Origin of the sequence: Streptosporangium sp. NPDC050284, assembly GCF_044459525.1 — a bacterium.
Lineage (GTDB): Bacteria > Actinomycetota > Actinomycetes > Streptosporangiales > Streptosporangiaceae > Streptosporangium.
Map to the genome: position 1 here is coordinate 557112 of NZ_JBITIZ010000001.1, position 24884 is coordinate 581995.

General features: G+C 71.4%; 11 protein-coding genes. 7 read left to right on the top strand and 4 right to left on the bottom strand.

Features of this window, described 5'->3' with window-relative positions:
* The first annotated feature begins 12 nt into the window (after positions 1-12).
* The 4 genes from ACIBH4_RS02410 (at position 13) to ACIBH4_RS02425 (ending at position 16734) form a co-directional block, all read left to right on the top strand.
* Positions 13-12636, top strand: coding sequence for an amino acid adenylation domain-containing protein (locus ACIBH4_RS02410; protein WP_362763361.1), 12624 nt, complete (start codon positions 13-15; stop codon positions 12634-12636).
* Positions 12637-12638: 2 nt separating this feature from the next.
* On the top strand, positions 12639-14012 hold the full coding sequence (locus ACIBH4_RS02415; protein ID WP_362512067.1) for a serine hydrolase domain-containing protein: 1374 nt from the start codon (positions 12639-12641) through the stop codon (positions 14010-14012).
* A gap of 8 nt (positions 14013-14020) precedes the next feature.
* Positions 14021-15271 (top strand): MFS transporter, encoded by a 1251-nt coding sequence (locus tag ACIBH4_RS02420; protein ID WP_362512075.1) that lies wholly within the window; start codon positions 14021-14023, stop codon positions 15269-15271.
* Between the two features lie 137 nt (positions 15272-15408).
* Positions 15409-16734 (top strand): glycoside hydrolase family 6 protein, encoded by a 1326-nt coding sequence (locus ACIBH4_RS02425; RefSeq protein ID WP_362512078.1) that lies wholly within the window; start codon positions 15409-15411, stop codon positions 16732-16734.
* Between the two features lie 132 nt (positions 16735-16866).
* Here the strand turns inward: ACIBH4_RS02425 and ACIBH4_RS02430 are convergent, their stop codons facing one another.
* Positions 16867-17361 carry a MarR family transcriptional regulator gene (locus tag ACIBH4_RS02430; RefSeq protein WP_362512081.1) on the bottom strand — a complete coding sequence of 165 codons (495 nt, stop codon included), beginning with the start codon at positions 17359-17361 and terminating at the stop codon, positions 16867-16869.
* 77 nt (positions 17362-17438) lie between these two features.
* Between ACIBH4_RS02430 and ACIBH4_RS02435 the strand changes: the two genes are divergently transcribed.
* The gene (locus tag ACIBH4_RS02435) at positions 17439-17861 is read left to right on the top strand and encodes a DoxX family protein (protein ID WP_362512084.1); all 423 of its coding nucleotides are present in this window, start codon (positions 17439-17441) and stop codon (positions 17859-17861) included.
* 267 nt (positions 17862-18128) lie between these two features.
* On the top strand, positions 18129-18947 hold the full coding sequence (locus tag ACIBH4_RS02440; RefSeq protein WP_362763358.1) for a hypothetical protein: 819 nt from the start codon (positions 18129-18131) through the stop codon (positions 18945-18947).
* Here the strand turns inward: ACIBH4_RS02440 and ACIBH4_RS02445 are convergent.
* The 3 genes from ACIBH4_RS02445 to fxsA all read right to left on the bottom strand — a co-directional run bounded on the left by ACIBH4_RS02445 (position 18883) and on the right by fxsA (position 22042).
* On the bottom strand, positions 18883-20868 hold the full coding sequence (locus tag ACIBH4_RS02445; protein ID WP_362763355.1) for a tetratricopeptide repeat protein: 1986 nt from the start codon (positions 20866-20868) through the stop codon (positions 18883-18885). The two genes, ACIBH4_RS02440 and ACIBH4_RS02445, sit on opposite strands and share 65 nt — an antisense overlap.
* Positions 20865-21788, bottom strand: coding sequence for an SIR2 family protein (locus ACIBH4_RS02450; protein ID WP_362763352.1), 924 nt, complete (start codon positions 21786-21788; stop codon positions 20865-20867). The genes ACIBH4_RS02445 and ACIBH4_RS02450 overlap by 4 nt, the downstream gene beginning before the upstream one ends.
* Positions 21789-21865: 77 nt before the next feature.
* Positions 21866-22042, bottom strand: coding sequence for an FxSxx-COOH cyclophane-containing RiPP peptide (gene fxsA / locus ACIBH4_RS02455; protein ID WP_362512096.1), 177 nt, complete (start codon positions 22040-22042; stop codon positions 21866-21868).
* Positions 22043-22297: 255 nt separating this feature from the next.
* On the opposite strand from fxsA, the gene fxsT reads away from it, so the two are divergent.
* Complete coding sequence (gene fxsT, locus ACIBH4_RS02460; protein ID WP_362763350.1) at positions 22298-24835, top strand: FxSxx-COOH system tetratricopeptide repeat protein; 2538 nt, start codon at positions 22298-22300, stop codon at positions 24833-24835.
* Positions 24836-24884: the final 49 nt, after the last annotated feature.

Below are 24884 nucleotides of genomic sequence, written 5' to 3' on the forward strand. Positions count from 1 at the left end.
AGGGAGAACGCCATGAACGCCCCTTCTTCGCGCGACGGCCGCGTGGCCGCCCTGCCCGCGCACCTGCGCGAGGCGATGCGACGGCGGCTGGCCGGTGAGAGCCCGGCCTCCCCGGAGGTTGAGGAGATCCCGCGCACCCCGCCCGGAGGGACGTCGCCGCAGTCACCCGCCCAGCAGCGGCTCTGGTTCAGGTACGAGATGGAGCCGGAGAGCGCCGAGTACATCGTCCCTCTGGTGCTCCGGCTCACCGGCGACCTGGACGTCGGCGTGCTCAGGCTCGCCGTCGACCGCCTGGTGGAGCGGCACGAGTCGCTGCGCACCACCTTCGACTCGGTGAACGGCCTGGGCGTGCAGACCGTGCGTCCCGCCGCGCCGGTGCCGATCCAGGTCACCGAGGCGCGCGTACCTCACGGGGGCGACCGCGAGGCCCCGCTGCGCGAGTGGCTGCTGCGGGAGGCGGGGCGCCCCTTCGACCTGCGCCGGGGGCCGGTGTTCCGGGCCGGCCTGCTCAGGTTCGGCCCCGACGAGCACGTGCTCGCCCTCAGCACGCACCACATCGCCACCGACGGCTGGTCCATGGGCGTCTTCGCCGACGAGCTGAACGCGCTGTACGCGGCCGAGATCAGGGGCGAGCCGTCGCCGTTGCCGCCGCTGCCGCTGCGCTACGCCGACTTCGCCTCCTGGCAGCGGGACCGCGTGTCCGGCACGGCGCTCGACGGCCGGATCGCCCACTGGCGCGAGCGGCTCGACGGGCTCGCCCCGCTCGACCTGCCCACCGACCGGCCGCGGCCGCCGGTCAGGTCCTCCGCGGGCGCGGCCCACGTCTTCGAGGTGCCCTCCGACGTGGTGTCGCGGCTGCGGGAGGTGGGCCGCGGGCACGGCGCCACCCTGTTCATGACCCTGGTCGCCGGGGTGCAGATCCTGCTCGCGCGCTACTCGGGGCAGCGGGACGTCGCGGTCGCCACCGCGACCAGCGGCCGTAACCGGGTCGAACTGGAGAAGTTGATCGGCTTCTTCGTCAACACCCTGGTGCTGCGCTGCCAGGTCGACGAGTCCGTGCCGTTCACCACCTTCCTCGGTACGGCCCGTTCCACCGTGCTGGACGCCTTCGACAACGACGAGGTGCCCTTCCAGCGACTCGTGGAGGCCCTGCGGCCCGAGCGCGACCCCAGCCGGCTCCCGCTCGCCGAGGTCGCGGTCAACCTGCAGAACGCGCCCGGGGGGAGGGTCGAGCTGCCGGGCGTACAGGTCGAGGAGATCCGCCCGCCGGTGCTGGTGGCGCCCATGGACCTCTCGTTCGACTTCTACGAGCGCGACGGCGCGCTCGTCACCCACCTCGGGTACGGTACGGACCTGTTCGAGGCGGAGACCGCCGAGCGGATGGCCGCTCATCTGCTGACGCTCCTGTCGGCGATCGCGGACGCTCCCGAGCGGCCGATCGCCGACCTTCCCCTCCTGGACGCCGCCGAGTACCGCCTGCTGACCGACACGTGGTGCGGCGAGGGCGGCGGTCCCGAGCCGCGTACGGTCTCCGAGATGTTCGCCGAGCAGGTCACGGCTCACCCCTCGGCCGTCGCCGTCGTCCACGCCGGGCGGAGCCTCACCTACGGCGAACTGGACGAACGGGCGGACCGGCTGGCCCGGCTGCTGGCGAGCCGGGGCGCCGGGCCGGAACGCATCGTCGGGGTCGCCGTTCCCCGGTCGGCCGAGACCGTCGTCGCGATCCTCGCCGTCCTGAAGAGCGGTGCCGCGTACCTGCCGCTCGACCTGGACTACCCCGCGGAACGCGTCCGGACGATGGTGGAGGACGCCGAGCCGATCCTCACCCTGACCACCGCGGAGGAGGTGGACCGGCTGCCGGCGGGGACTCCCCTTCTCGTGCTGGACGCGCCGGAGACCGCCCTCGCCCTGGCGCACGCGGCTCCTCCGGACCGGACGGGGGAGATCCGCCAGAACCCCGCGCATCCCGCCTATGTGATCTACACCTCCGGCTCCACCGGCCGCCCCAAGGCGGTCGCGGTCCCCCACACCGGCCTGTACGACATGGTGCTCACCCAGCGCGAGCGACTGGGCGCGGGCCCGGGGACGCGGGTGTTGCAGTTCGCCTCCTTCAGTTTCGACGGGGCCTTCTGGGAGCTGATGTTCGCTCTCCTGTCCGGTGGCACGCTGGTCGTCGCCACCTCCGAGGAGCGGGCGCCCGGGCCTCCGCTCGCCGAGCTGATCGCCAGGGAGGGGCTCACCCACCTCACCCTGCCCCCGACCGCGCTGACCGTGCTGCCCGGCGACGCCGTCCCCGACGGTACGGTCCTGGTCGTCGCGGGCGAGGCCTGTCCTCCGGGGCTGGTGCGGACCTGGTCGGCCGGACGGCGGATGTTCAACGGCTACGGACCGACCGAGTCCACGATCGGCGCCACCATGACCCAGGCGCTCACCCCCGGTGACGGCCGCACGGGGACGGTGCCCATCGGCCGCCCGTTTCGCAGCGTCCGCGCCTACGTGCTGGACGAGCGGCTGCGGCCGGTGCCCGTGGGGGTCCCCGGCGAGCTGTACCTCGCCGGGCCCCGCCTGGCCCGCGGGTACCTGCGCCGCCCCGGGCTGACCGGCGAACGTTTCGTCGCCGACCCGTACGGCCCGCCGGGCACCCGCATGTACCGCACCGGCGACCGTGCGCGCCGACTGCCCGGCGGCGAGTTGGAGTACGCGGGCCGCACCGACGACCAGGTCAAGATCAGAGGCTTCCGGGTCGAACTCGGCGAGGTCGAGGCCGTCCTCGCCGGGCACCCCGGCGTGGAGGAGGCGGCGGTGGCGGTCAGGTCCGGCGCCCGGGACGACCGGCGTCTGGTCGCCTACCTCGTTCCCGCCCCCTCCGGCGCCCCCGACCTGGCGGAGCTGCGCGCCTTCCTGCGTGCCACGCTGCCCGAGCACATGGTGCCCTCGGCGTTCGTCGTACTGGAACGCCTGCCGGTGACCGTCAACGGCAAGGTGGACCGGCGGGCGCTGCCCGCGCCGACCGGGGATCGCGAGGCCGGGACCCGCTACGTCGAGCCCCGCACGCCCGCCGAGAGGATCCTCGCCGAGGTCTGGTCCGAACTGCTCGGTGTGGACCGGGTGGGTGTGGAGGACAACTTCTTCGACCTCGGCGGCGACTCCATCCTGGGCCTGCGGGTCGTGGCCCGCGCCCGCGAGGCCGGGCTGCGCGTGACGGCCAAGCAGACCTTCCTGCGCCAGACCGTCGCCGAGCTGGCCGCGGAGGCGGTCGCGGAGGAACCGCGGCGCGCCGAGCGGCGAACGGTGTCGGGGGAGGTACCGCTCACCCCCGTCCAGCACTGGTTCTTCGAGAACCTCACCGAGAGTGTGGACCGGTTCAACCAGGCGGTGTTCCTCGAACTCGCCGAGGAACCCGACGAGGAGGCGCTGCGCGCGGCCCTGACCGCGCTGCTCGCCCACCACGACGCCCTGCGCCTGCGCGTCGTGCGCGAGGGCGGCCGGTGGCGGCAGTACAACGCCACCGCGCAGGACGGCGACCCGCTGCGGCGGATCGACCTGTCGGGAATCGGCGACGCCGACCGGGAGGCGCGGATGCGCGAGGCCGTGCTGGCCGCGCAGGAGGGATTCCGGCTGGACACCGGCCCCCTGTTCAGGGCGCTGCTCTTCGTGCTCGGCGAGGGGCGCCGTCCCCGGCTGTTCCTGGTGGCCCACCATCTCGTGGTCGACGCCGTCTCCTGGCAGATCCTGCTGCCCGACCTGGAGGACGCCTACCGGCAGGCCGAGGCGGGCCACGACGTCCGGCTCCCCGCCAAGACGACCTCCTTCCAGGAGTGGGCACGGCGTCTCGCCGACCACGTGGCGGCGGGTGGCCTCGACCACGAGCTGGACCACTGGACCCGCCTGGACGAGGCCGCGACCGGGGGCGCCGCGCTGCCGGTGGACATCGCCGACCGGAACACCGGGCACGCCGGGCACGCCGGGCACGCCGGGCACGCTGAAAACACTGTCGCGTCCATGCGCACCGTGACCGCGCGCCTGGGCGCGGAGAGCACCCGGGCCCTGCTGCGCGACGTTCCCGAGGTCTACCGGACCCAGATCAACGACGTGCTGCTCGCGGCGCTGGGCAGGGTGCTGTGCGAGTGGACCGGCGAGGACACCGCCCTGGTCGAGGTGGAGGGGCACGGCCGCGCCGATCTGTTCCCCGACGTCGATCTCTCACGGACCGTCGGTTGGTTCACCACCGTCTTCCCCGTCGCGTTGAGCCTCCCCGCGGAGCCCGGCTGGGGGGAGACGCTCAAGTCGGTCAAGGAGCAGCTTCGCGCGGTGCCGGGCCACGGACTGGGGTACGGCGCGCTGCGCCACCTCGGCGCGCCCGGCCGCGTGCCGGGCGCGGGCCGCGGCCCCGAGGTGGGGTTCAACTACCTTGGGCGGCTCGACACCGGGTCCGGCGGGCGTGGAGGGCTTGTCGCCGGGCGGCTTCCCCACCCTGGCGCCGAGCGGAGCCCCGAGCAGGTCAGGCGGCATCTGCTGGAGATCACCGGGTTCGTCGACGGCGACGAGCTGGAGTTCCGCTGGACCTACTCCGCCGCCGTCCACCACGAGGAGACCGTCGAGGCGCTGGCGGCGCGGATGACGTCCGCCCTGGAAGGGATCGTCGGACACTGCGCGGAGCCGGGCGCGGGCGGCTGCACTCCCTCCGACTTCCCGCTCGCCGCGCTCGACCAGGCCACGGTGGACAGGCTGGCCGGGGACGGCCGGTTCGTGGAGGACGTCTACCCGCTGACCCCCATGCAGAGCGGCATGCTCTTCCACTCGCTGGCCGAGCCCGACGCCGACATCTACGCCGGTCACTTCTCGATGGTGCTGGAGGGGGTCACCGACCCGGAGAGGCTGGCCGAGGCCTGGCAGCGGGTCGTCGACCGCACGCCCGCCCTGCGTACGGCGGTGATCTGGGAGGGTGTCCCCGAGCCCGTGCAGGTCGTCCGCCGGGGTGTGCGGGTCCCCGTCACCCATCACGACCTTCGCGACCTGCCGGAACCCGAGCGGCGGGAAGCGGTGCGGAGGCTGTGGGAAAGCCGTGCCGAGCGGCGGCTGGACCTGGGCGTCGCTCCGCTGACCCGGCTGGACCTCGTACGGCTGTCGGGCACCGAGGTGCAGGTCCTGTGGGCCGCGCACCACATGACGCTGGACGGCTGGAGCTCCTCGCACGTGCTGTCGGAGGTGTTCGAGCAGTACGCGGCCCTCGTCGGCGGGCACGCGAGGGCGGTGACGTCCCGCCCGCCGTACCGGGACTACGTCGGGTGGCTGGCGCGCCAGGACCGGGCCGAGGCGGAGGGGCACTGGCGGGAGGTGCTCGCGGGCATGACCGCGCCGACCCCGCTGCCGTTCGACCGGCCGGTGGCGCGGGCACACGGAGCGCGCTCCTCCAGGGAGATCCGGCTGCGGCTGCCGAGGGAACTGTCCGGCAGACTGTACGAGTGCGCCAGGCACGCCCGGCTGACCGTCAACACCCTGGTGCAGGGCGCGTGGGCGCTGTTGCTGTCCCGCTACGGCGGAGGTCGGGACGTCTGCTTCGGGGCGACGGTCTCCGGCCGCCCCGCCGGGCTCCCCGGCTCGGAGTCGATCATCGGGCTGTTCGTCGGCGTCATACCCGTCAGGATCGACGTGGACGGCGCCGAACGGGTGACGTCCTGGCTGCGGCGTCTCCAGGACGCGCAGGCCGGATCCCGCGAGTACGAGTACCTGTCGATGGCGCAGATCCACGCGTGCGCCGACGTGCCCAGGGGCACCAACCTGTTCGACAGCGTCGTGGTGTTCGAGAACTACCCGTACGACCCCGACGCGGCGGCCAGGCACGGGCTGCGCGTGCGTGACCACCGGGGTGACGAGCAGACCAACTACCCGCTCACCCTCACCGCCCACGCGGCGGAGGAGCTGACCCTGGCACTGGGGTACGACCCCGCCTCGTTCGACGAGCCCACCGTGGAACGCATGGCCGGTCACCTGGAGACGGTCCTCGGCGCGATCGCCGCGGACCCGGCGAGCCCGGTGGCGGACCTGCCCCTGCTCACCGCGTCCGAGAGGGAGCGGTTCCTGGGGGAGTGGAACGGCCCCGTCGTGGAGTTCCCGCCCGCCGGGTGCGTCCACGAACTGTTCACCGAGAGGGCCGCTCTCACCCCGGACGCCGTCGCCGTCAGCTGCGGTGAGGACGCGCTGACCTTCGCCGATCTGGAGGGGCGGGCCAACCGGCTGGCCCACCGCCTGGTGGAGACGGGGGTGGCTCCCGGCATGTTGGTGGGGGTGTGCGTCGAGCGCGGCGTGGACGCGATGGTCGCGCTGCTGGGGGTGCTGAAGGCGGGGGGCGCGTTCGTGCCGCTCGATCCCGGATACCCGCCCGCGATGCTGGCGACGATGCTGCGGGACGCGTCGGCGCCGGTGGTGGTGACCCAGGAGCGGCTGTTGGAGCGGCTCGCGCCGTCCACCTCGTCCTCGTTCGCAGCTGAGACGCACCCGATGTCCGTCGTGTGCCTGGACCGGGACCGGGCCGCCCTCGACCGGCTGCCCGCGTCGCCGCCGGACGTCGCCGTGACACCGGCCGACCTGGCCTACGTCGTCTACACCTCGGGATCCACCGGCCGCCCGAAGGGCGTGATGGTCGAGCACCGCAACGTCCACCACATGGTGCGCGCCTGGGACGCCCGCTACGGCCTGTCCGGTACGCGGCCACGCTCCCTGTCGGTGTCGAGCCTGTCGGTGGACCTGTTCTTCGGCGACTTCCTGCTGTCCGCCCTGTTCGGCGGGACGATGGAAGTGTGCCCGGCCGAGGCGGTGGCGGACCCGCCCGTCCTGCTGGAGATCCTGGCCCGCACCGGCGCGGAGATCCTGGTGACGGTCCCGTCGCTGGCCAGAGCCCTCGTCCAGGAGGCCGGGCGGCGCGGAGTGCGGCTCGACTCGCTGCGCGTCCTCATGGTCGGCTCCGAAGGCTGGCCCGCGGGAGACGCCGAGGAGGTGCTGCGCGGGGTGGGGCGGGACACCGTGGTCGTCAACGCCTACGGCGCCACCGAGACGACCGTGGACTCCACGGTCTTCCAGCTCGGCGGCGACCCCGTGGGAGACGCCGCCTTCGTGCCCATCGGGCGCCCGCTGGTCAACACCCCCGTTTACGTGCTGGACGGGGAGATGCGTCCGGTGCCGCTCGGTGTCGCCGGAGAGCTCCACATCGGCGGCGACGGGGTGGCGCGGGGTTACTGGAACCGCGCGGAGCTGTCCGCGGAGCGGTTCACGAAGGACCCGTTCGCCCCCGGCGGCCAGGGCCGGATGTACCGCACCGGAGACCTGGTGCGCCGCCGCGCGGACGGGAACCTGGAGTTCCTGGGCCGGGTCGACGACCAGGTCAAGATCAGGGGCTTCCGTGTGGAACTGGGCGAGATCGAGTCGGCCCTGGCCCGTCACCCCCGCGTCGCCGCCGCGGCGGTCGCCGCCTGGGAGGACGCCCCGGGACGTCTCCGACTGGTCGGCTACGCGGTGCCCTCGGGGGAGGAGGTGGACGCGGCGGAGCTCAAGGCCTTCCTCACCGGAATCCTTCCCGGGCACGCCGTGCCGTCCGCGTTCGTGACCCTGAAGGCGCTGCCGCTGAACCCGAGCGGGACGGTGAACCGCCGGGCGCTGCCCGACCCCGGCAGGGCCGCCGACACCGGCACGGTGTACGTCGCCCCGCGCGACGCGACCGAACGCACGCTGGCCGCCATCTGGGCCGAGGTGCTCCAGGTGGACCTCGCCCGGGTCGGGGTGGACGACAACTTCTTCGACCTCGGCGGCGACTCGATCCTCAGCATCCAGATCATCTCGCGGGTCCGGGCCGCCTTCGGCTCGGCGCCGCCACCCCGGCAGCTCTTCGACACGCCGACCGTCGCGACGCTCGCCCCGCTGCTCCGTGCCGGGGTCCCCGGCGACGGGCCGGACACGATCGGGGTGGTGGACCGCGACGACGACCTCCCGCTCTCGTTCGCCCAGCAGCGCCTGTGGTTCCTCGACGCGTTCGATCCAGAGGGCACCGGATACAACACGGTCCTCGCGCTGCGGCTCCGCGGCGAGCTGGACCTCGACGCGGCGTCGGCCGCCCTGCGGAGGCTGGTGCGGCGGCACGAGTCGCTGCGCACCACGTTCGGCGACGTCGAGGGCCGGGGCTTCCAGACGATCCACCCGCTCTCCGAACCCGTTTCCAGGGCGGCCTCGGGGGCGGTCCTCGAATCGGTCGATCTGCGGGGGACGCCGACGGGGCAGCGCGAGGCCGGGATGTGGCGGCGCCTGGAGGAGGAGGCGTCACGCCCCTTCGACCTGCGGCGGGGTCCGCTGTTCCGTGCCGTGCTGATCCGTCTCGACGACGCCGACCAGGTACTGGCGCTGCTCATGCACCACATCGTGACCGACGGCTGGTCGATGGGAGTGCTCGCCGAGGACTTCGCCGCCTTCTACTCCATCGAGACGAACGGCTCCGCCGGATCCGGTGGCGAGCGAAGGGAGCCGGCACCGCTTCCCGTACGGTACGCCGACTTCGCCGCCTGGCAGCGGGAACGGCTGGAGGGGCCGGCACTCGACGAGCACCTCGGCTACTGGAGGCGGCGGCTCGACGGGATGGTCTCGCCGGCGCTGCCCGTGGACCGGCCGCGGCCCGCCGTACGCGCCTCCGCGGGCGCGACGCACACGATGGAGATACCGCCCGAGGTCGTGGACCGGCTGCGGGCCGTCGCGCGCGGGCACGACGCCACCCTGTTCATGGTCCTGACCGCCGCCACACAGGTGCTGCTCGCCCGTTACTGCGGCCAGCAGGACGTCGCGGTGGGAACGGCGACCTCCGGCCGTAACAGGACCGAGCTGGAGGGACTGGTCGGGTTCTTCGTCAACACCGTGGTGCTGAGGTCCCGGGTGGAGGAGTCCTCCTCCTTCGGCGAGCTGCTCTCGCAGGTCCGCGCGACGGTGCTGGAGGCGTTCACCCACGACGACGTCCCGTTCGAGCGGCTCGTGGAGGTCATGCGGCCCGAGCGGGACCCCAGCCGCACCCCTCTGGTCGAGGTCATGGTGGTGCTGGAGAACACCCCGACGGGGGAGACGGACCTGCCGGGAATCCACGTCGAGGCGCTGCCCGTCACGAGCGGGGAGGTCAGCCACGACCTGATCGTGAACTTCTACGAGCAGCGGGGCGCGCTGACCGTGGCCGTCGCCTACAGCACGGGCCTGTTCGACGAGACCACGATCGAGCGCATGACCAGGCACCTGGCGATGCTCCTCGACGCCGTCGCGGCCGACCCTGGACGCCGGCTTTCCGAGGTGCGTCTGCTGACCAGCGCCGAGCGCGAGCGATCGCTGGTGAAGTGGAACGACACCGACCGCGAGATGCCTTTCGCCGACCTGTCCCGCCTCTTCGAGGACCAGGCGGCGGCCACCCCGGACGCGACCGCGCTGGTCTGCGAGGACGTCACGCTCACGTACGCGGATCTGGACGAGCGCGCCGACCGGCTCGCCCACCTGCTGCGCTCGCGGGGCGCCGGCCCCGAGACCCTGGTGGGGCTGGCGTTACCCCGGACGGCGGACCTGGTGGTGGCGATGCTCGCGGTGCTCAAGTCGGGCGCGGCCTACCTGCCTCTCGACCTGGAACACCCACGTGAGCGTGTGGCGTTCGTGCTCGGCGACGCCGCTCCGGCGCTGCTGCTGACCGGCGGCCCGGAGCCCGAGGCCCTGGCGGACATCTTCGAGGCGGTGCCCCGGGTCTCCCTCGACGACCCCGAGGTCCTCGCCGCGCCGGACACCCGCCCCACCGGCGGGTTCCGCCCCGAGTTCCACCCGGACAGCGCGGCCTACACCATCTACACCTCCGGCTCCACCGGCAGGCCCAAGGGAGTGGTGGTCTCCCGGGGCAACCTGCGCAACTTCCTGGTGGACATGCGGGATCGGTTCGGTCTCGGCTCCCGCGACCGCCTGCTGGCGATGACGACGGTCGGGTTCGACATCGCGGGCCTGGAACTGTTCGTGCCGCTGATCAGCGGTGCGGCCGTGGTCCTGGCCGGGCGCGACCTGGTCCACGACCCGCGGCGGCTGCGGCGGGTCGTCGCGGAGGAGTCCGTGACGGTCATCCAGGCCACGCCCAGCCTGTGGCGGGCGGCCGTCGAAGAGGCCGGTCAGGTCCTCGGGGACGTGCGCGTCCTCGTCGGCGGGGAGGCGCTGCCGCCGGACCTGGCGAGGGCGCTGGCGGGGTCGGCGCGGTCGGTGACCAACCTGTACGGGCCGACGGAGACCACGATCTGGTCCACCGCGGCGGCGGTCGAGGCCGGGGACGCGGCGGCGGCCATCGGCGTGCCGATCGCCAACACCAGGGTGTACGTGCTGGACCGCTTCTGCCAGCCGGTGCCTCCCGGCGTGCCCGGGGAGCTGTACATCGCGGGGGACGGTGTGGCCCGCGGCTACCTGGGTCGCCCCGCGCTGACCGCGGAGCGGTTCGTGGCCGACCCGTTCGGCCCCGCCGGCGCGCGGATGTACCGCACGGGCGACGTGGTCCGGTGGCGGGCCGACGGCGTGCTGGTGTTCGTGGGCAGGGTCGACGACCAGGTGAAGATCCGCGGGTTCCGGATCGAGCTCGGTGAGATCGAGAGCGTCCTGCTCGCACACCCGGGCGTCGCGTCCGCGGTGGTGGTGGTCAGGGAGGACAGACCGGGCGACCGGCGGCTGGCGGCGTACCTGGTGCCCGCGGGGGAGACGCCGCCGACCGCCGCTGAACTGCGCGAACACACCGGTCGGTCCCTGCCGGGTTACATGGTGCCCGCCTTCTTCGTCCCGCTGGAGGAGCTTCCGCTGACGTCGAGCGGGAAGGCCGACCGGCGCGCGCTGCCCGCTCCCGAGGAGGTGGCCTCAAGCGCCGGCCGCGTCGCCCCGCGCGACGCGACCGAGCTGTCGCTGGCCGGGATCTGGGCCGAGGTCCTCGGTGTCGAGGTGGACCGGATCGGAGTGGAGGACAACTTCTTCGACCTCGGCGGTGACTCGCTGCTGACCATGCAGGTCATCCACAGGGCCAGACGAGCCGGGCTGCGCGTCTCACCGAGGGACCTGTTCCTGAACCAGACCGTGGCGCGGCTCGCGACCGCGACGGGACCGGGGGAGGCGGCCGGCGCGCGGGTGTCGGGCCCGGCTCCCCTCACCCCCGGCCAGCGCGAGTTCGTCCAGACGCACGGGCCGTCCCCGCACCGCCTCGCCCGGCCCCTGCTCGTCGAACTGGCCGAGGACACCGCGGAGGAGGGACTGCGCGCGGCCCTGGCCGCGCTGGTGGCACGGCACGACGCGCTGCGCTCGCGCTTCGGGTACGCGGACGGTTCCTGGTGGCAGCACGCCGCGCCACCGGAGGCCGGCGGCGACCCGCTACGCCGGTTCGACCTCTCCGACGTCGCGGGACCCGGAACACGGGAGGCGGAGAGGCCCGGTGCGCGCGCGGTCACGAGGTCCGGTGGGCGGATGGCGGCGGACGGGGGACGGGGTGTGGACGCGCGAGAGGTCGTGGACCGGTTCGCGGCCGGTGAGACCGCTCGCGGCCTCGATCCGGGCGGGTCGCCGCTACGGGCCTCGCTGCTCGATCTCGGGCCGGGAAGGCGGCCGTGGCTGTGCCTCACGGTCCACCCGCTGGCGGTCGACGCGCGATCCTGGCGGATCCTGCTCGACGACCTGGAGCGGGCCTACCGGCAGTGGGCGGCCGGAACGCCGGTGGACCTGGGGCCGGAGCCCTTCCCCTTCCATCGCTGGGCCGGCCTGCTGGCCGGATACACCTCCGAGGGAGGATTCACCGAGGAGATGACGTACTGGACGACGTTGCCCGAGGCCGTGCCGCTGCCCGTCCCCACGTCGCCGCCCGCGGCCTCCGGGCGCGTGTCCGTCTCCCTGGAGGAGCATGAGACCCGGTTGCTCCTGCGCACGGCGCCCTCGGCGTTCCGCGCGGGGATCGGGGAGGTGCTGCTCGGCGCGCTGACGTGGGTGCTGTGCCGCTGGACGGGCGGTGACAGTGTGCTGATCGAGCTGGAGGGCCACGGCAGAGGGGAGATCTTCGACGAGGCCGACCTGTCCCGCACCGCAGGCCGGTTCGCCACCACCTTCCCCGTCGTGCTCGGCGCGCGCGGCGTTCCCGCAGCCTCCGCGGTCCCGGACTCTCCCGGCGGCTCCGGCCGCAGGGACGTCCCCGGTGTCGCCGGCGAGGGCAGCCCCGACTGGCCGGCGATCGTCAGGGCCGTCCGCGCACGGCTCCGCGCCGTTCCCGGCGACGGCCTGGGCTATGGAGCGCTGCGCCATCTCACCCCGGCGGGATCACCGGCCCCCGAACCTTCCGGGGGGAACCGGCGAGGGGTGGCCTTCGCCTTTCACGAGCAGCCCGATCCCGGCGAGAGCGTCCTGTATCGCTCGTTTCTTTCGGCGTCGCCCGCCGACGGGCCGGGTGCCCGACCGCTGGAGGTCGCCGCCTCGGTGGCGGACGGCAGGCTGAGGTTCGACTGGAGCCACGCGGCCGGCGCGTACGACGATGCCACGGTCACGGGACTGGCGGAGGACCTCGTGGCCGCGCTGCGCGCCGTCGCCGTACATCTCGACCGGGTCGCCGGCCAGATGGAAGGGGAGTGAACATGGACATCGACCTTCCCGCGCTGCTGGCGGGACTGGCCCGCGAGCATCGCGTACCGGGGGCGCAACTCGCCGTGCACCACGCGGGCGAGACCGTCACCGCCGAGATCGGCGAGGAGACGTACGGGTCCGGCGAACCGGTCACCCGCAGGTCGGCCTTCCCGCTCGGCTCGCTGACCAAGCCCTTCACCGCGACGCTGGTGATGGCGCTGGCGGGCGGCGGGGACATCGACCTCGACGCGCCGCTGGCCGAATACGTCCCCGAGGTGGGACCCGGCGGGAGGATGACGCCGCGGGGACTGCTCAGCCACACCGGCGGGCTGGCCTCCAACATCGACGAGGGCGGGGAGCACTCCGAGGTCCGGCGCCGCTGGGTGGCCCGGCACTGCCGCGAGTCCGCTGCCGTGCATCCGCCGGGGACCGTCTTCTCCTACTCCAACATCGGCTACATCCTGGCGGGACACCTCGTCGAGGTGGTCACCGGGATGAGCTGGTGGGAGGCGACGGAGGCGATCCTTCTGAAGCCGTTGGACATCGCGCCGGCGTTCGTCGTCGGCCCGCCCTCGGGGTTCCGGCCGCAGGCGACCGGGCACACCGTGCGGCAGGGGCGCGACCGGCCACTGCCGGTCACCGGGCAGACCCTGCCGAAGGTGGCGGCGCCGAGCGCGGGGCTCGCCCTCGGCGCCGCCGACCTGGTCACGTTCGCACGTTCGCATCTCGGCGCCCTCTCGCTCCAAGCGGCGATCGACCGTGACTGCGCCCGCGAGATGCGCCGCGACCAGCTCACGGACGTGAAAGCGGGGCCGTTCGGCATGGCCGACTCCTGGGGGCTCGGCTGGGCGATATACCGCGACGCCGGGACCGACTGGTTCGGACACGACGGCACGGGTGAGGGAACCTCCTGCCACCTGCGGTTCGAAGAGGCCGCTGGGACCGTGGTCGCGCTGACGACGAACGCGGCCACCGGAGTGGCGCTCTGGGAGGACCTGCTGGAAGAGCTGCGTCCGGCAGGACGGGCCGTGGGAGGCCGTGGCCTGTCTCGGCCTCCGGAGCCGGGGCCGCGGACGCCGGGGTCGCCGGAGTGCGCGGGCCGGTACGTCAACGGGGAGATGGAGTTCACGGTCGTCGCGGACGGCGCGGGCGGGCTCGGTCTGACGACGAACGCGGCGGAGCGGTTCGAGCTGACCTGCTTCGAGGGACTGCGCTTCACGATGCGAGAACCCACGGGCGGGCGCACCACCTACACCGGCCGGTTCCTGCGCGACCCGGAGACGGGAGGGGTCGATCTCGTCCAGGTCGCCGGTCGGCTGGCCAGGCGGGCGCGTGACGACGGCAGCGCTCTCGCCGCCCTCGCCGCCCCCGGCGAGGGGGGCTGACACCGCAGATGGGGACCGTACGGGTACCGGCGGGGAACGTGGGCGGTGGCGGGCCGGTCCGCCTGTCCCGCAACCGGAACTACAACATCCTGTGGACCAGTCAGCTGTTCTCCGAGCTGGGCAGCGAGATCACCTTCGTCTCCTTCCCGCTGCTCATCCTGGCCATGTCGGGCTCGCCGCTGGACATGGGCCTGGCGTCGTCGGTGCTCGCGACGGCGCACATGGTGGCGAACGTGCCTGCCGGGGTGGTCGCCGACCGGTGGGATCGCAAGAAGGTCATGCTGCTGTGCCACGGCGTCCGTGCCCTCGCGATGGGCAGCGTGGCCGTGACGCTGCTGCTGGGCACGTACAGTTTCCCGCACATCCTGCTGGTCGCCGCCGTGGAGGGCTTCTTCAGCTCGGTTTTCCAGCCGGCCGAGCAGGCCGCGCTCCCCCAGGTGGTGCCCGAGTCACAGCTGTCGCTGGCGATCGCCCGCAACACCGCGCGGCCCTTCATCGCCACCCTGCTCGGTCCCGCCCTGGCGGGCTTCCTGTTCGCCCTGCACCACACGGTGCCCTTCGGCGTCGATGCGATCATGCTCGGAGCCTCCTTCTTCACACTGCTGTTCCTGCGCCTGCCGCGACAGGCGGTCGCGGCGGGTCCGCCGAGCGGATGGGGGGCCGGGAGCGGTGTCGCCGAGGGGTTCCGCTGGGTGCTGGGACACCGGGTCATCAGGATGACGCTGGTGTGGATGGGCCTGTCCAACCTCGTCTTCGGCGCGCTCGTCATCATCGTCCTGGCGATGACGGGTGAGGGGGTGAGCGCGGGAGAGGTGGGCCTGACGATGGCGTGCATCGGCGCGGGCGGCCTGCTGGGAGCCCTGTCCGCGGCCCGCCTGCACGCGGCACTCCCGGCGCCCGTGACCATCATCGGGTTTCCGCTCGTCGCCGCCGTGATGACCGCACTGATGGCGGTCGTGCCGAACGGCATCCTTCTCGGGGTGCTCCTCGGCGGTGCCGCGTTCCTCGCCCCGGTCGCGAACACCACGGTTCTCACCTACCAGCTCACGGTCACCCCCGACCACCTGCGCGGCCGTCTCTCCGGCATCGCGGGGCTCTTCTCCGGGGGGGCCGCAGCCCTGGGACCGATGGTCGGAGGCCTCCTCATGACGGCCGGTGGCTCGACCGCCGTACTGGTCTGCGCGATCGGCCTGGCTCTCGTCGCGGCGGGTACGGTGCTCAGCCCGACGCTGCGCCGGTTCCCGGCGGGGAAGCGCTGAAATTTTCATCCGGTACGACAGGTGTTCGCACAGGTCAGCGCCTCGGGAAGTGAGGCGTCGGTGACGGGGACTACAGCGGGACGGGCGCGCCACCTATGGTGGGAGCGCTCCCATGCCTCCCTCGAAGGAGCCGATCCATGCCAAGAAGATCAATCCTGGCCACGCTCTGCGCGGCTTTGGTGATCGCGTCAGGTGCGGCGATCGCCGGCGCCTCCGGCGCGTCCGCCGCCGATTCCCCGTTCTACGTCGACCCGGACACCGGTGCCGCCAAGTGGGTCGCGGCCAATCCCAACGACTCCAAGGCGCAGGTGATCCGGACCCGGATCGCCTCCGTGCCGCAGGCCCGGTGGTTCACCACCACCAACACCTCCACCGTGCGCGGTCAGGTGTCGTCGTTCGTCGGAGCGGCGGCGTCGGCGGGCAAGATCCCCATCCTCGTCGTCTACAACATCCCCAACCGAGACTGCAGCGGCGCCAGTACAGGTGGCGCGCCCAACCACACGGCCTACCGTCAGTGGGTCGACGAGGTGGCCGCGGGTCTGCAGGGACGCCCGGCGACGATCATCCTGGAGCCCGACGTCCTCCCGATCATGACCAGCTGCATGAACTCCTCCCAGCAGCAGGAGACGAACGCCTCCATGGCGTACGCGGGCAAGAAGCTGAAGGCGGGCTCGTCCTCGGCGAAGGTCTACTTCGACATCGGGCACTCGGGATGGCTGTCGGCGTCGGAGGCCGCCAACCGCCTGAGGGCCGCGGACATCGCGAACAGCGCGGACGGTATCTCGCTGAACGTCTCCAACTACCGGTGGAGCTCCACCGAGGTCCCCTACGCCAAGAACATCATCTCCGCCACCGGGATCTCCAGGCTCCGCGCGGTGATCGACACCAGCCGCAACGGCAACGGCCCGCAGGGCAGCGAGTGGTGTGACCCGCCGGGACGGGCGATCGGCACGCCGAGCACCAACGCCACCGGCGACTCGATGATCGACGCCTTCCTGTGGATCAAGCTGCCGGGCGAGGCCGACGGCTGTATCGCCGCGGCCGGGCAGTTCGTCGCGCAGCGCGCCTACGACCTGGCCATGGCCGCTCCGCCCGGCCCGGATCCCACACCGACCCCCACGGTGACGCCGACGCCGACTCCCACTCCGGGCGGCGGCAAGGCCTGCACGGCCACCTACCAGCTGGTCAGTTCCTGGCAGGGCGGCTTCCAGGCCGAGGTGATCGTGCGGAACTCGGGCGGCGCGGCCCTCACGGGCTGGACGGTGAACTGGTCCTTCCCCAACAACCAGAGCATCACCCAGCTCTGGAACGGGCAGCACACCCAGAGCGGCGCGAGCGTCTCGGTGCGGAACGTGTCCCACAACGGCAACCTCTCCGCGGGGGCCACGGCGAACTTCGGGTTCACCGGCAACTGGTCAGGAAGTAACGGTGCTCCCTCCTCGGTCAGCTGCACCGCCGCCTGACCCGGTGATGCGGCCCTGATCCGGTACGGCTCGCGCGGTATGCCCCCCGCGCGAGCCGTACCGGATTCTTCCGTCTTCCCTCCGACCGCGTAGCCGAAAGGGAGAACCGGTCTCATGGGTCCGTTCCGCGCCTTACCCTGGGATTTTGCCCGGCCGGAGCGGGCCCGCAGGGGCCGCCCGCATGGCCGCGGCGGCCTTCGTCATGATCTGTCGCATGCTCTCGACCTCCTCGGGAGTGAGCTGGTCGATCAGGAAGGCGCGCACGACGGCCACGTGCCCCGGCGCGGTCCGCTTCAGGCAACGCTTGCCCTCCTCGGTGAGCACGGCGAGCACGCCCCGCTCGTCGGAGGGACAGGCCTCCCTGGTGACGAGCCCTCTCCGCTCCAGCTGGCCGATCTGATAGGTGAGGCCGCTCTTCGAAACGATCAACCGGTTGGCCAGCTCGGTCATCCGCATCCGCCCGCCGGGGTCCTGGGAGAGTTTCGCCAGGATCTCGTACTGGGCGTGGGTCAGATCGGCATCGACTTTCAGCTGGTCCTCGACGCGTCGCTCCAGGAGGTGTGTCGCGGCCACATAAGCCATCCATGCGGCCATCTCGCTCTCGTTGAGCCATTTCACGTCGCTCACCGGAACATTCTACTGCTTGTTCAAATTTGAACTAACCGCTATGGTTTGTACAAATTCGAATGACAGGAGGAGTCAGAATGCTTGACCAGCTAAGACCGTATGTCCTGTTAGTGGCGAGGATCGCTCTCGGCGTAATCTTCGTGTTTCACGGCTCGCAGAAATTCCTGACCTCGGGACTGGCCCAGACCACCGCGGCCTTCGACGCCATGGGGATCCCCCTCGCGGTCGTCTCCGCACCGGCGGTCGCCATCATCGAGGTCGTGGGTGGCATCGCGCTCATCCTGGGCGCGGCCCTGCCCGTGTTCGGCTTCCTGCTCACGCTCGTCATGCTCGGTGCCCTCGTCTTCGTTCACCTCTCCAACGGCTTCTCGGTGAGCGAGGGCGGCTACGAGTACGTGCTCGCCCTCACCGCGGGCACCATGGTCATCGCCCTCAGCGGCGGCGGAGCCCTCGCCGTCGACGCCCTCTGGCAGCGCCGCCGCCAGCCGGCCACCGTCTGACCCTGTAGGACCCTGTAGGACCCTGTAGGACACCGTCGGACCCTGTCCGACACCGCCGTCACATCCGACCGGCCGTCGTACGGAGCCGGCTCCTGGAGCGGTCACCGCTCCGGGTGGTTCGGCCGGTCGCCGGAATTACGGATGCCGGGTCTTTCCCCAGCGGGAAGGCCCGGCCGACCGGAACCAACGACATCGAACATTACGAGGTCCCGATCCCGGACAATGGGCATAGCTGTTCTCGACAGCGCCCAAGAGTTGGGGGTCGGTGTGCGTCTGATCCAGAGAATCGGCAGGGATTTCAAGGCCCGGCAGCATATCGACGCGTATGCCCTCACCGTCGTCCTCTTCGGTTTCGCCTTTCTCTCGATATTCGCCGACAAGCTGGAAGACGACCTCAGATGGGCGGCCCTGTTCTCCGGGGTCGGGCTGCTCCTCTACCGGCTCACCCTGACCGATGAGCCCGCGGAATCGCGCACCGACCTTCTGCACGACCGTTCCGTGTACGACAGGGTGCCGCTCTCCTCGCTGCTCGCCCAGGCCCGTGACGTGCGCGTGTTCGCGCCCTCCGCGGTCAACCTGCTGTCGGCGCAGACCTGCGAGCTGATACGCAACACGGTCCTCGCGAGGGAGCGGGGAACCGCCAGGATCGTCGTTCTCGACCCCACGGAGAAGGCGGCGGTCCGGCAGGCCGCGAAACAGCTGGACGATTCGGTCGAGTTTCCCGTCCAGCGGCTTCCCGCCGCGCTGGAGAGCACGATGGAACGCCTACGGTTGATGAGCGGCTGGAAAACGGCGGGCCGGTTCGAATACCGCCTTCTTTCCTACAGCCCGGGATTCAGCCTCGTCCTTGTCGACCCGGAAACCCCCAGGGGCCGTGTCATCGTGGAGATTCACGGCTTCCACAACGCGTCCACCTCCTCACGCATGCACCTGGAGCTGACCCGTGGCCGCGACGAACGCTGGTACACCTACTGGGTGAGCCAGTTCGACCACATGTGGGAGGCGGCGAGAGCGGACGACGTCACGCCGTCCTCCGTAGAAGCTCCTCGGCCTGCGCCCGCAGATGCGCGGGAAGCCCGGGAGTGACCGCGCCGAGCGCCCGCGAGGCGAACTCCTCCGACAGGGCGGGCCGCCCCAGCAGGGCGTGGACGCGTGCGGCCCGCACCAGGAGGGGGCCGCTGTCGGAGTCGCCGGCGAGGGCGTCGAGGATCTCCTGCTGGGCGGCGTCGAACCGCTGCTCCAGGGCGAGGGCGAGCGCCCTGGCGGCGATCGTGCCGGGTCGCTGGTGCCTGCGTACCCGATCCAGGTCGCGCAGGGCCTCCGCGGGCTTTCCGAGGTCGGCCAGGATCTCGCCGCGCAGCGCGAGTGCCTCGGCGGGAGGCTTGTCCGCGAGCGCCAAGGCCCCGTTGAGCAGGGCGAGGGCGGCGCGCGGCTGTCCCAGATGCCACAGGGCCTGCCCGAGCGCCAGATGCGCCGGCAGGTCGTTGGGAACCCAGGAGAGGGCGGCGCGCAGCCGCTCGACGGCGCTGTCGTAGTGTCCCAGCGCCAGCAGGAGCCGTCCTTCCCCGGTCAGCGCGGAGGCCACCCCGTTGAACCGCTGCAGCGTCGCGAACAGGTCGGCCGCCTCCTCGAACCGGCCGCGTGCGCTCTCCACCTCACCTTCCGCCGACGCCACCTCTCCCAGGATCAACAGGGCTTCGGCACGCACCCACGTCTCGCCGTTCCCCGAGGCGCGGACCGCCTCCTCCGCGAGGCCGCGGGCCGTCTCCCAGCTCTCTCTGGCCAGCGCGAGCCTCGCGTCGCCGAGATAGGCCGCCGGGGGCCGTGACTGGCGCACCGACCCGATCAGACGGTCGTGCTGCAGCTCGTACCAGCGGATACCCAGCCGGTGTTCACCTCGCAGGATGTGGGAGTCCTCCAGGGCGTTGGCGACGGCGTTCGGCATGCCGGCCGTCTCGTGGAGTCCCTCGTAGACGGTGTTGCGCGTCCCGTGCTCGGTGACGAAGGTCCTGCGCAGCCAGGAGCGGATCTCGCTCGACGTGACACCGGATCCGGCCGAGACGCGCGCGAGCATCCGATCGCAGAATCCGGTGAGGAATCGATCGACGTTCACGTGCAGGTTCACGTGGTCCACGCTGATCTCCCTGAGCCCGGAGGGCAGCGACTCCCACAGCGCGGAGCAGACGACCTGCAACTGGACCGGTTCGATCGTGTTCAGCGTCAGCGTGGTCGTCTGCCCCTCGTCGTTGGAGATCGGGACGGTGCGCAGGTCGTCCACGAGCCGTTCCGCGGCCCCGGGGGCGAAGAACCTGCCGGTGCGCTCAAGCGGCCTCGTGGTGGCGTCGAGCGCCGCGGCGCGCGTGAGCGGCGGCAGCTGGAACCGCGCCCGCGAACCTCGGCCCAGCGGGCGCTCGTGCGGCAGGACGGAGGCCAGATACTCCTCGCGCAGCGACAGCAGCAGATGGAGGCCGTCGTGATCCTCCACCGCCCGCGCCAGCTGGCGCAGGAGCTCGTTGCGGTCCTCCTCGCGGTCGAGCGGGCCGCCGAACAGCTCCTCTGCCTGGTCGACGGCGACCAGGACGGGCACCGGGTCGCCGTACCTGTCGGTGCGTTCCGGGCGTTCGGCCAGGAAGTCCGAGATCGTGAGCCCCGCCAGCGCGGGCAGCGGCCGGTCGGGGACCCAGGCCGACAGAAGCGCCAGCACGTAGGGGTTGCCGGGCATCTTCGGACGCAGTGAGGTGATGCCGTGGGGTGAGACGCGGGCGATGGGCAGTACGTCGGCGCGCTCGGGCTCCACGCGGGGCAGGACACCCGCGTGCAGAAGGGACGTCTTGCCGACCCCGGAGGCCCCGAACAGCACGGTGAGGCCCGTGGCCTGCCAGATGGTGGCGATGTCGCGGGCCTCGCGTTCTCGTCCGAAGAACAGGGCATGCTCGCTCCGGTCGTAGGGACGCGGCCCCACATAGGGCCGGATGGTTCCGTCGCCGGCGCGCGTCGCGGTCGTCATGACGTCCGTCCCATTCTCCGCCGGAGCTCCGCGCAGAACTCCGAGGCGGTCCCCAAGAAGATCGAGATGTTCCAGCGGTCGAGATAGTGGGTGATATAGCGTCTGGCCTTGCTCTCCGCGCTCCCAGCGCTCCCAGCGCTCCCGGTGCTCCCAGCGCTCCCGGTGCCGCCCGCAGGGCGGCTCACCTCGGGCATGAGCTGCACGCTCACGTGCCGCCGCTTGTTGCTGCGAGGTGTGTTGCGCACCAGGCCGTGAAAAAGCACCCGGAACGTCCAGTCCTGCAGGCTGTAGCCCACGAAGAGCAGCGGCCGGGCGGTCATCGCCCGCAGGATCGGGGTCGGCAGCGGATGCCGCCCGTCGCTGGCGACGGCGTCCACCATGTTGACGAGGTACGTCAGGTAGTCGGCTTCGGTCAGCACCAGCGACGCGGGCTCCGCCCAGCTCCCGTGGAGGTGGTAGACGACGGGCCGCTCCACCGTCGGCTCCGGCAGGAGGGGGGTCGCGCCGGGGTCGGCGTCCCACCAGGGGGAGACGGCGACGTGGGGATCCTTGCCCTCCGCCCGCAACGCCTCGGCCAGGAAGTCGTCGTAGTTCGTCGTGAGGAACGTCGTGAGCGGGAAGCCGGCGAGCAGCCGGTGAGGCTCGCCGGGATCGCTCACGGGAGGTCGGCCGTGCGAGCGCAGGTGGCCGCAGACCGCCTCCTTGAGGTCGACCGGATCGCGCACCACGGCCTCGCCGTACTGCATCACCCGGGCCAGGTCGCCCGAGTCGGAGAACGGATAGCCGTAGCGGAGGGCGTACTGGTTGCTGAGAGTGGTGCCGGTGGGCAGGGTGCCCGCACAGGCCCCCGCCCCGAGAAAAGGGGCGCAGTCGCCCCTGCCGAGCTGGTTGATCAAACGTTCCCAGTCGACATCGTCCATGGGCCACCCTGATCATTGGGAAACGGTCCCTTATAGGACTCTATTTCCCGTCATGCCTGCGCGAAAGTCAAGATCTTTCATATGGACGATGTGAATCCGGCAGCCGGTCCTGCGCTGTCGTCCTCAAGTATCCGCCTTAATGCGCGCTTAAGGCTGGGATTATCTATATGATCAAGGTCGGTCAAACTCAGTCCGGTGACGTCGATGAGATTGCTCTTGATGGAATCGATCTCGCCTGCGACTTCCTCGCCCATGCGGACTCCCCTGTCCGTGGCCTGTTCACGCGAGCCACTCGCAGCGCGCGCATCACTTACACCGTAATCTTTCCACGTTTGCCGAGCACTTCTAACCCAGGGTAGCCGGTTATCTTGGCATCACAAAGATAGAAAGTCCTTCATGTCTTATCCTTCGTTTGGTATGCCGCCATGAGAGTCTGACTTCTCCGTCCATGCACCCGGCCTGGCCGGGAGTCTAGGCTGAACGAGAATCGGGCGAGTGGAGGCGGTCGGGTGTCCATTTCAGAGTCTTCGGGAATTCCCGGGGTGCCGGGACGTCAGCCCCGAATCTGGGGCAAGATCCCGCAGCAGAACAGGAATTTCACCGGTCGTGAAGATCTCCTCGAAAAGCTGCACGCCGGGGTCACCTCCGAGGTCACCGCGGTGGTGCCGCACGCCCTCCACGGTTTCGGGGGGGTCGGCAAGACCCATGTCGCGATCGAGTATGCCCATCGCTTCCGCCACGAGTACGACCTGGTCTGGTGGATCCCCGCCGATCAGCCGATTCTGGTGCGCTCGTCGCTGGCCGCGCTCGCCCCGCATCTGGGCATATCGTCATCCGCCACGATGGGGGTGGAGGAGGCGTCCAGAGCCGTGCTGGACGCCCTGCGCCTCGGCGAACCGTACTCCCGGTGGCTGCTCGTCTTCGACAACGCCGAACAGCCCGAGGACATCAACGAGATCATCCCGCGGGGCCCGGGACACGTCCTGATCACCTCGCGCAACCACGCCTGGCAGGGTGTGGTCGACACCCTGCCCGTCGACGTCTTCACCCGGGCGGAGAGCATCGAGTTCCTCAGCAAACGGGTTCCGAGGTCGACCAGCCTCGACGACAGAAACCGGCTGGCCGAACAACTCGGTGACCTCCCGCTCGCACTGGAGCAGGCGGGGGCCCTGCAGACGGAGGCGGGGATGTCCGTCGGGCAGTACCTCAGCCTGCTCGAAGAGCAGACCGTCCAACTGCTCGACGCCAACAAGGCGGCCGACTACCCGCTGTCCATGACTGCGGCGTGGTCACTGTCGGTGTCCCAGCTCAAGGCGAAGCTGCCCGAGGCCGTGGAGCTCCTGCGCTGCTGCGCCTTCTTCGGCCCGGATCCGATTCCCCGCGACGTCTTCGGAGTGCTTCCCGAGGATTTCGCGTCGGAGTCGCGTCTTGGCTCGCTCCTCGCCGACCCGATCCTGTTGAGCAAGGTCATCAGGGAGCTGGGCCGCTACGCTCTCGTGCGGATCGACTCGGAGAACCGGACGATCCAGGTGCACCGGCTGGTCCAGGCGCTCCTGCGTGACGAGCTGAGCGAGGAGGAGCACCTGTCCTTTCGCCGGGAGGTCCACCTCCTGCTGGCGACGGCGACACCGGGCCTGCCCGACGACAACGCCTCCTGGCCGAGGTACGGGGAGTTGCTCAGTCACGTGAGGCCCTCCCTGGTGGAGGAGAGCCGCGATCCCCGCATCCGCGGGTTCGCTCTCGACATCGTCCGCTACCTCTACTCGTCGGGCGGCTACCAGTCGGCGGTCGATCTCGTGGGAAGCCTCATCCGGACGTGGCGGGCCGACAGCGGCAGCGATGATCAGGCCGTGCTCTCCGCGCAGCGGCATCTCGGCATCGTCCTGCGGGAGTTCGGCGACTACCGGGCCTCCTTCGAGCTCAATCGCGACACCCTGGCACGCATGCGGACGACCCTCGGGCCCGACCACGAGGAGACTCTCCTGCTCGTCAACAGCCACGGCGCCGACATGAGGATGCTGGGCGACTTCGCGGCCGCGCTGGAGCACGACAGGGACTCGTTGCGCCGGCACCAGGAGGTGTTCGGCCCTGACCACCGCCGGACGCTGCGCGCGATGAACAACCTCTCCGTCGACTACATGTTGCTCGGCGACTACCGGCAGGCGTTCGAGCTGCAGAAGGTGCTCTACACCAAACAGCCCTCCTCGGCCTCGAAGTCGAGTTCGCTGTTCGTGCTGGCGTCACGGAACGGCCTGGCCCGCATCGTCAGGCTCAGGGGCGACTACTCCGAGGCGTGCGACCTCGGTGAGGACGCCTACGAGCTGGGAATGCAGGAGCTGGGGCCCGACCATCCGTGGACCCTGCGGGTGGCCAAGGACCTGTCCATCGCCAAGCGCAGGGCGGGACTCGCCGACGAGGCGTTCGAGATCGCGCAGCGGACGTACGAGCGGCAGGAGCGCATCTTCGGCCGTGACCACCACGACACGCTCGCCGCGGCCCTGTGCCTGGCCAACGCCCAGCGCACCAGGGGGCAGATCACCGAGGCACTGGAGCTGCTGCGCGACACCGCGGCTCGCTACCCCAGGAGATACGGCGACGAGCACCCCTTCACGTTCGGCTGCGACATGAACCTGGCGCTGCTCCTGCGGGTCAACGGGGAGATCGAGGACGCGAGCCGGTTCGACCGCAGATCCCTGGACGGCTTCGATCGCACGCTTGGTCGCGAACACCACTACTCGCTCACCTGCGCGATCAACCTCGCCAGCGACTTCGCCGCGAGGGGGGATGTCCCCGTTGCCAGGGAGCTGGGCCAGGAGACCCTCGTCCAGCTGCGCGAGCTTCTCGGGGCGGACCACCCCCTCACCCTGGCCTGCGCGAACAACCTGGTCATAGACCTGCGGGCGGAGGGTGCCGTGGAGGAGGCCGCGGCGCTCGAAGCCGACACCTACGAGCGCTACGAGCGGGTGCTCGGCAACGACCATCCCGACACGAAGGTGGCTCTGCGGAGCGAGCGGCTCGACTTCGACTTCGACCCGCCCGTGCTGTGACCGCCACGTTCCGGCGCGCGGGCCGTGACTCCCGCGTGCCGGACGTCAC

Excerpts from the sequence above, each read along its gene's own strand:
- ACIBH4_RS02410 (WP_362763361.1), top strand. The coding sequence starts at position 13 with ATGAACGCCCCTTCTTCGCGCGACGGCCGCGTGGCCGCCCTGCCCGCG.
- ACIBH4_RS02415 (WP_362512067.1), top strand. The coding sequence starts at position 12,639 with ATGGACATCGACCTTCCCGCGCTGCTGGCGGGACTGGCCCGCGAGCAT.
- ACIBH4_RS02420 (WP_362512075.1), top strand. The coding sequence starts at position 14,021 with ATGGGGACCGTACGGGTACCGGCGGGGAACGTGGGCGGTGGCGGGCCG.
- ACIBH4_RS02425 (WP_362512078.1), top strand. The coding sequence starts at position 15,409 with ATGCCAAGAAGATCAATCCTGGCCACGCTCTGCGCGGCTTTGGTGATC.
- ACIBH4_RS02435 (WP_362512084.1), top strand. The coding sequence starts at position 17,439 with ATGCTTGACCAGCTAAGACCGTATGTCCTGTTAGTGGCGAGGATCGCT.
- ACIBH4_RS02445 (WP_362763355.1), bottom strand. The coding sequence starts at position 20,868 with ATGACGACCGCGACGCGCGCCGGCGACGGAACCATCCGGCCCTATGTG.
- ACIBH4_RS02450 (WP_362763352.1), bottom strand. The coding sequence starts at position 21,788 with ATGGACGATGTCGACTGGGAACGTTTGATCAACCAGCTCGGCAGGGGC.
- fxsA (WP_362512096.1), bottom strand. The coding sequence starts at position 22,042 with ATGGGCGAGGAAGTCGCAGGCGAGATCGATTCCATCAAGAGCAATCTC.